This is a genomic window from Lentibacillus halophilus (genome assembly GCF_039522485.1).
GTDB classification, from domain to species: domain Bacteria; phylum Bacillota; class Bacilli; order Bacillales; family Amphibacillaceae; genus Lentibacillus; species Lentibacillus halophilus.
Genome location: NZ_BAAADM010000053.1, coordinates 1 through 6,661, shown reverse-complemented (window position 1 = coordinate 6,661; position 6,661 = coordinate 1). Strand labels below are relative to the sequence as shown.

Genomic DNA, 6,661 nt, shown 5'->3' with positions numbered 1-6,661 from the left:
GCTAACTCTTACTCGGCGGGCATCCCACCCACTATATGTTACGACCTAAGCCCGGTCGCTCTGCCAGGCACTTCTTCACGAATCCATCAAAAAAAGCCGGCAGAACAAGCAGCATGACATGACATACAGGTTCAGGCAGCTATATAAATTGCTTTATCCATTCATCGAGTACTTGTTCTTCTAACTTCACTTCTGGATTTTCTTTTAAATATGATATATCTAACTCTTGATAATTCCTAGAAAAATTATTAAATACCCACAGTAAGTCATCCTCCGACTTCCAGTGTATGCCTGCTCGCAGTCGATCTAAAATAATATCCTCAACTGAAATAAGGTAGATATAAGAATCATCATTAAACATACCGTACCAGCCTATCCATGCTGCCAGCTAAATAATTATCAGGAATTTCTACGGCTATCTCTATAGCATCATGATAAAAAATTCGCCCTTTTTTACTAAAGCCCAGTTCTTGTATAATATCGTAGCCATCCGATACAAAATCTATATCCCTAGTTGCATATTCTTGTTGAGTGTATATTTCAACAGATAATCCTCCAACTACAATTGGTCTAATATTTTCCTTTTCCAAAAGCTTCGTAATAATAGCAGCTGCCCCAAGCATTTTCTCATGTTTTGGCTCGTTGTTTAGAGAATATAGTTTAGATTTTGCTTCTTCAATATTCATAATTGCTCTTTCGTTCAAAGCGGGACAATACTTCTGCTTCATCAGGGTCTCTTGGACGCATACGACCACGATTTAGATTTTTGCTCCGTATATTTGACCGAACGCGCCTAATGCTTTCATTATATTGGGCAGTATTTTTGAAAATCCTCTTATTCAAATCATTCTTTATGAGCGTTGGCATTTTTTTATTCCCCTCACTCCGTTTAATCATAGCATATACCTCTTTTTCAAAAGTATATGCATATCTAACTTTCATTATACCATAAAAAAATGCGATTAGTGCCGGATATCCAGTGAAAAAAGCTACTTAGCCACTTCTTTACTCAACCCCATAATATCTCACATACCACTCCGTTGAAGCGCGGGGACGGTTCCCATGCTTCCAAGAGAGCTTTGCAAAGTCAGCTGAGAAATTTAAGCTCAACCCCAAGCTCACATAAACAGGCAAATTGTGTTTTGGTAAAAGAGAAACATGAGAACCGTCCCCATGCTTTCACTTTCCACCCCATGCTTTCCCTTTTCTGCTTCACGCTTTAAAAATCAAATTAGCTGATACCCCTGAAATTCTTGCAGCCTGCCGTTGGGATAAGCCTTTGATATGCTTTACTCTTCTTAAGATCGCGTTTCTTTGAGATCTAGGTAAACTCTTCACATGAGCAATTTCAAGTTCTCCCAAGAGCTGCTTAATTTCCACCCTGGCTTCGTCATCCGCCTTTCTAATTGTGTAAAAACGGTCTTCCAAACATTGCTCATGATTGAGCTCTTCATTAAATGCTTTAAATCGTCCTTGTGCCGTTGCCTCATCGACAGAAAACATGCCTAACACCAGATCCCTGTCCAGCAGGCCCCTGGAAAACAGGGCTGACCATAATAGCCGAGGCAACTGCTCCACTTCCATTTATCAACCTTGGTTCTGATCGCTGCTTTAACCGGGTTCTGATGGATGTACCGAGTCACCGTCAATAAATACGTGCTCGTTTCTACATTTTCACTTCTAAATCGACCTTGAAACAGGTGACCGGTTGTTCTGTACGTCCAATTATAATACCGGACATAGCTGACCCCTATCCGTTTCATGGTCGTTGCAAGCGGTTCGTTCCCTTCTTTCAACAACAAATGGACATGATTATTCATCAAACACCATGCGTAGACTTTTATGGCCGTTCGGGCTTTATATTTTTTGATGATTTCAAGATATTTCTCACAGTCCTCATCCTCATGGAAGATTTCCTGTCTGTTCACGCCACGAAGCATAACATGGTAGATGCCACTCTTGCTTTTCACGCGGGCTTTGCGGGCCATTTTTTCTACCTCCCTCGAGCTTGATCATGGTTCTTCATGTTTCATCCTAGTGATCTGCTGTCGCTCTTTTCTGCCCTAAGCTCGAGTTGGAGCGGCGCATTGTAACGACTTCCCAAATCGCTTTATTGAAAATGTCCTCATGACCGCTTAAGTCAGATATTGTTCTCGCTAAGCGGATCGTGAAGAAACGTTCAATTGCAATTGACCAGAAAAAGATTCGACAACATCCAACCGTAAATTTTTCTCATCCATGAAAAAAGCTACTGGTCTCACCATACCAGCAGCCACTTTTACAAAAGTTATGTTCGACATATTTTTACAAAATTCGGGCGGCGACAAGCATCCAAATTAAGAGGCACCAAAACCCAGTCACGCATAAAGAAAAAGTCCCGCAGAGATTTTCTTTCCACAGGACTTCCTTCTTGTCAAAAACAGTCGTTCTACAAATTACAGGATTTGACAGGCATTGAATCCAAATAACTAGATTTTTAAAAATCTAATATTTAATCCATTTTCATTTCGTTGTAACTGTTTAAAACCATTTTTTTTATAAAATTCTTCTAACTTAGGTTCATCTTTGTACTCTACACACACCAATTTAATAGCCGTCATATCTTTTATTAAAGAGCATTTATAAATTGCTGCCTTTAAAATTTCCGATCCTTCTACCTTATATTTATACTTGTCACTTCTACCAATTTTTGCAATCAGAATACAATTAAAGTCCGTGGCAACTTTACTTCCTGCTAGTTCTTTTCTATTGTTATTACTAGCATCTGTAAACGAAAAATTTTCTATTAATAAAGTAAAATACCCTACAATATCTCCTGTATGATCATCAATAATAAGAGTTGTTCTAGCATTATCCTCGTTCTCCTGTTTAATTGCTTTACAATGCAAAAAACTTTCTATGCTTTTATTCATTTCACATGAAAAAGAATGAAGCATTGTATTCAACTCTTCTCCATCGCTCTCTATTAAATCAATTAATGGAACAGGATTTAAAGATATTTCCATTTATTTAATACTTCTGAAGCCCTTTTTTCTCGTTCTCTCGAGGATAGCTGGAATTTTTTTGCGTAAGATGGTATTTTAACTTTTGTTTTTGGTGCGTTTGCAATACATTTTGCTTCACGTTCATTAATTGTGTATTTTTCTTCTAATGATACCGTAGCCATATCTTCATCCTCCTTATTATTGTTTTTAATGCATTTTTCTTTTTTGTAATTCTCATTTTTGTTGTTATTTTCGCCACACACTGCATATCACTTCCCTTTAAAGGATATGTATGCAGTTTTTCCTTTATCTAAAACAATCATAACATAAAAGTACACTTTTGGGTCATCAAATGTACATATTTCAAGAAGTGACGGGCACTTTCAAAGCGGGGGACGGGTGCCTGGCACCGACACAATTCTGAATTGTTTATGTGCCAGGCACCTAAGCTAGGTGCCTGGCTCCGAATATACGAATAATTCGAAATTTTCTCGGTGCCTGGCACTTGTGTTTGTGTAAAAATAATCCCCACCTATAAAAGGATGGGGATTATTTTACACTTACAAAGAAGGCACGCTATCAGAAGAGACCTTCTTTTTTGATACCTGATACCGATATTAATTGATAAAATCGATGAATTTCAAGTAGTTATTTAAGACCACTGCTGTTTGAGCACGTGTTGTTGTGCCGTTTGGGTCAAAGATAGTTCCATTATCTCTACCATTGAAAATACCGGCTTCAATCATTAATTCAACGTCATTTTTACTCCAGTCGCCAATTTTTTCACGGTCAGAAAATTTATCAATCGTTTTGGATTTATCTAGTTTTTCTTCATCGAACCCAGTAAATTCAATTGCTCGTGCAAGCATTACGGAAGCTTGAGATCGTGTTACTTTCGCGTATGGATCAAATGTCCCATCTTCTTTTCCACTAACAATACCAGCCTCAAGTGCCGCTTCTAATGATTCGATGTACCATGCGTCATCTTCAACATCCGAAAATCTACCATCGTACTTACCACTAGCCGTTAATCCCAGACTCTTCACAAGCAGAAGTGTCATTTGGATACGATTTGTTGCTTCATCCGGTGCGTATGATCCATCTTCTTTTCCATGAATAATTAATTTATTTCCTAATTTGTTAATAGAGTCAGCTGCCCAATAGTCAGCACTAACATCACTGAATGATACATTGTTTTTTACAACAGTGTACTTACTATTTGTTTTACTCAGGAACGTCGCTGTTCCGTCTTCGAATACTGTTGGTACAGGTGTTAGCGAACCATCTGCATTAATACGAACGGCTGTTAATTTATTGGTGTCTGTTGACTCAGTTGCAGACATTTGAGCAAGTGGAATCGAACGTGAAACATAGCCAGAGAAGTTGTTCACTTCTGCTTGCTTGTCCCCTGCTACTGCTACAACTTTAAAATCCACCACTTGTGCAGCAGATTCCAATCCATTTTCTACAACAGCATTGTCAGTATCCTCAGATTGCGTAATCTCAATGTTAATGTTTACATTATCAGAATTGCTTGATCCTAATGATGCGGCAATTTCATCCATGTTTACCTCATTTACACCTAAACGATAAGTGCCTATTTTAGTACTAACGTTTACTGTAGCATTCGGATTCTTACTTTCCAATTCCATAAATGCTTGTGCTGGAAGACTAACCATTGTTGACTCACTGTCGATATCATCAGGCACAGTAACAGTAATCTCCTTCACTTCTTCTTGGCTGTTTACAATGTCTGTTATTTGATCAACATCGATGTTAACCTTCGTTTGCTTACTACCATCTGGAGTTGTTTCTGTAACAACATCATCGGCATCTACAATGATATTTGTAGCGTCTTCAGGGGTCGTTGGTGTGTCAGATTCATCTTTGTCAGTTGGCGTGCTACTACCACCACCATTTGAGTGATCACCGGAAGAATCATTAGAATCATCGCTATCATCTAATTTTGCATCAATAGCACCATTAAGTAAAGCATCCCTTGCCTGTGTAGCTACATTACCTAGTTTATCCTCAAATTGTTCCTTAACAGTAAATATGCCACTAATTCCAATTCCTAAATTTTGATATAGTACTCCATTTAATTCCTCAAACTCGGCATCTTCTTCAGTAAGTTCATTGATTGTTTCTTTAATCTTCTCTTCAAAACTGGTGCTTCCAAGAAATATTTTCATGATATCTTTGTTAACCTTAGATTCTAGTTTTTCTTCAAATGCTGAGAAAAATGCTAGCATCTCATCTACTGTTAGGTCACCCTGAAAGATATCGTAAAATGTTTCACCATGCTCGGTACGAACACGATCGATTTCATCCTCTAATTCATTACCAGGTGTGTATACTAGTTCTGCGGAGTCTCTAATAAGATCGATAAAATCATCATTATCTAGAACATCCTCGTTGATTCCAACTCCACTTAGAATATTTTTCACGTCTTTATCTGACAGCTTTCCTGTGGCCTCTCTAGCTGCTTCTACATCGTCCTTTTCCGTTTCGGTCATGTGATTGTATATGTCCTTGACGCGTTTAACCAGTGTATCTGTTGTTTCGTCTGCTTTTACTGTTAAAGGATTCACTGGTAGGATGGTAGACATAAGTATCAATAATACCGACATAAAGCTAACCATTATTTTTTTATTAACATTCTTTTTCATTAAATCGATCTCCTCCCCATAAGTTAATTTTACTGAAATATATTATTAATTATATTAAACCGTTTGTCTTATGGCAACCTAATTGGAAAAATTATGATAAAATTACTCTAACACTTTTTACTGGAGGACTTAGATGAAAAGGGCAATAAAATATGGGTTGTTAGGTGTTTTACTAGTTTTGATACTTGTTAGCGGATGGGTATATTATTTGTTTAACATTAAAACATATGACACGCAAGATGACAGGGTTAGTGAGATTACAGATTCAACCTATGCACTTGACATTCCTACGTTTACAAAGCAACAACCGGATACAACAAAGAGCCAAGATGCCACTGCCAATAATAATGAGGTCTCTTCACAGGTTAATAATGATAAAAATAATGAAGATCCTGAAATAAACGCTTCTAATGACCAAGAGAAAGCAAATGATCAAACTAATACGCCATCTACACCACAATCGAGTAAGGAGGATTCAGCCAATACGTCCGATTCAAACACAACGAAATCAACTTCAAATCATGGATCAGACAAACCTACACAAAAAGAAATAAAGCAGGGTTATCGTCCCGCCTTTAAAGGCCTTCAGGACCAGGCAACGGAGAAGCTGAATCGTTTATTATCGTTAGCATATAACGAGTATAAAGATAAGAAAAGTAATAATAGTGACATATCCTATTCCTATTTTTATCAAAAATACAAAACGGCCGGAGAAAAGTTAGAAGCTAATACAACGGAGGCTTTCCAACAATTGTACAGCGCGCTACAAGCAGATCTTAAGGCCCATGGTTATAGTGCAAGTGCCGCTTCTGAATTCAAAGAAGATTACGAGGAAGCAAAGGAAGCCCGCAAGAATGCAATTATTCAGAAAGCCAAAAGTATATTAAAATAGATATGAGCGACTACTGGCGAAATCCTCGAAATTCATTAACAAAGGGTCAAGTAGGAGTGAACCTCTCAGCCTAACGGCTGATTGTGTATCACTCCCCTCTCAGAACCATGCGAGCG

General features: G+C 38.0%; 8 protein-coding genes. 1 reads left to right on the top strand and 7 read right to left on the bottom strand.

Features of this window, described 5'->3' with window-relative positions; genetic code table 11:
• Positions 1-139: 139 nt before the first annotated feature.
• The 7 genes from ABDZ72_RS09675 to ABDZ72_RS09645 all read right to left on the bottom strand — a co-directional run bounded on the left by ABDZ72_RS09675 (position 140) and on the right by ABDZ72_RS09645 (position 5,653).
• A complete protein-coding gene (locus ABDZ72_RS09675) occupies positions 140-361 on the bottom strand; it encodes a hypothetical protein (RefSeq protein WP_343752613.1) in 222 nt (73 codons plus the stop codon).
• Positions 354-728 carry a hypothetical protein gene (locus ABDZ72_RS09670; protein WP_343752612.1) on the bottom strand — a complete coding sequence of 125 codons (375 nt, stop codon included), beginning with the start codon at positions 726-728 and terminating at the stop codon, positions 354-356. Before ABDZ72_RS09670 ends, ABDZ72_RS09675 begins: the two co-directional genes overlap by 8 nt.
• Before the next feature lie 484 nt (positions 729-1,212).
• Positions 1,213-1,503, bottom strand: a complete 291-nt coding sequence (locus ABDZ72_RS09665; protein WP_343752611.1) for a hypothetical protein — start codon at positions 1,501-1,503, stop codon at positions 1,213-1,215.
• Positions 1,504-1,505: 2 nt separating this feature from the next.
• The gene (locus ABDZ72_RS09660) at positions 1,506-1,988 is read right to left on the bottom strand and encodes a transposase (protein WP_343752610.1); all 483 of its coding nucleotides are present in this window, start codon (positions 1,986-1,988) and stop codon (positions 1,506-1,508) included.
• Between the two features lie 480 nt (positions 1,989-2,468).
• The gene (locus ABDZ72_RS09655) at positions 2,469-3,005 is read right to left on the bottom strand and encodes a hypothetical protein (protein WP_343752609.1); all 537 of its coding nucleotides are present in this window, start codon (positions 3,003-3,005) and stop codon (positions 2,469-2,471) included.
• Entirely contained in the window at positions 2,990-3,247 is a 258-nt protein-coding gene (locus ABDZ72_RS09650; protein ID WP_343752608.1) for a hypothetical protein, read from the bottom strand. The genes ABDZ72_RS09655 and ABDZ72_RS09650 overlap by 16 nt, the downstream gene beginning before the upstream one ends.
• A 354-nt stretch (positions 3,248-3,601) precedes the next feature.
• Positions 3,602-5,653 carry an S-layer homology domain-containing protein gene (locus tag ABDZ72_RS09645; protein ID WP_343752607.1) on the bottom strand — a complete coding sequence of 684 codons (2,052 nt, stop codon included), beginning with the start codon at positions 5,651-5,653 and terminating at the stop codon, positions 3,602-3,604.
• A 133-nt stretch (positions 5,654-5,786) separates the two neighbouring features.
• On the opposite strand from ABDZ72_RS09645, the gene ABDZ72_RS09640 reads away from it, so the two are divergent.
• Complete coding sequence (locus ABDZ72_RS09640; RefSeq protein ID WP_343752606.1) at positions 5,787-6,545, top strand: hypothetical protein; 759 nt, start codon at positions 5,787-5,789, stop codon at positions 6,543-6,545.
• Positions 6,546-6,661 lie beyond the last annotated feature (116 nt).

Excerpts from the sequence above, each read along its gene's own strand:
- ABDZ72_RS09675 (WP_343752613.1), bottom strand. The coding sequence starts at position 361 with ATGTTTAATGATGATTCTTATATCTACCTTATTTCAGTTGAGGATATT.
- ABDZ72_RS09670 (WP_343752612.1), bottom strand. The coding sequence starts at position 728 with ATGAAGCAGAAGTATTGTCCCGCTTTGAACGAAAGAGCAATTATGAAT.
- ABDZ72_RS09665 (WP_343752611.1), bottom strand. The coding sequence starts at position 1,503 with ATGTTTTCTGTCGATGAGGCAACGGCACAAGGACGATTTAAAGCATTT.
- ABDZ72_RS09660 (WP_343752610.1), bottom strand. The coding sequence starts at position 1,988 with ATGGCCCGCAAAGCCCGCGTGAAAAGCAAGAGTGGCATCTACCATGTT.
- ABDZ72_RS09655 (WP_343752609.1), bottom strand. The coding sequence starts at position 3,005 with ATGGAAATATCTTTAAATCCTGTTCCATTAATTGATTTAATAGAGAGC.
- ABDZ72_RS09645 (WP_343752607.1), bottom strand. The coding sequence starts at position 5,653 with ATGAAAAAGAATGTTAATAAAAAAATAATGGTTAGCTTTATGTCGGTA.
- ABDZ72_RS09640 (WP_343752606.1), top strand. The coding sequence starts at position 5,787 with ATGAAAAGGGCAATAAAATATGGGTTGTTAGGTGTTTTACTAGTTTTG.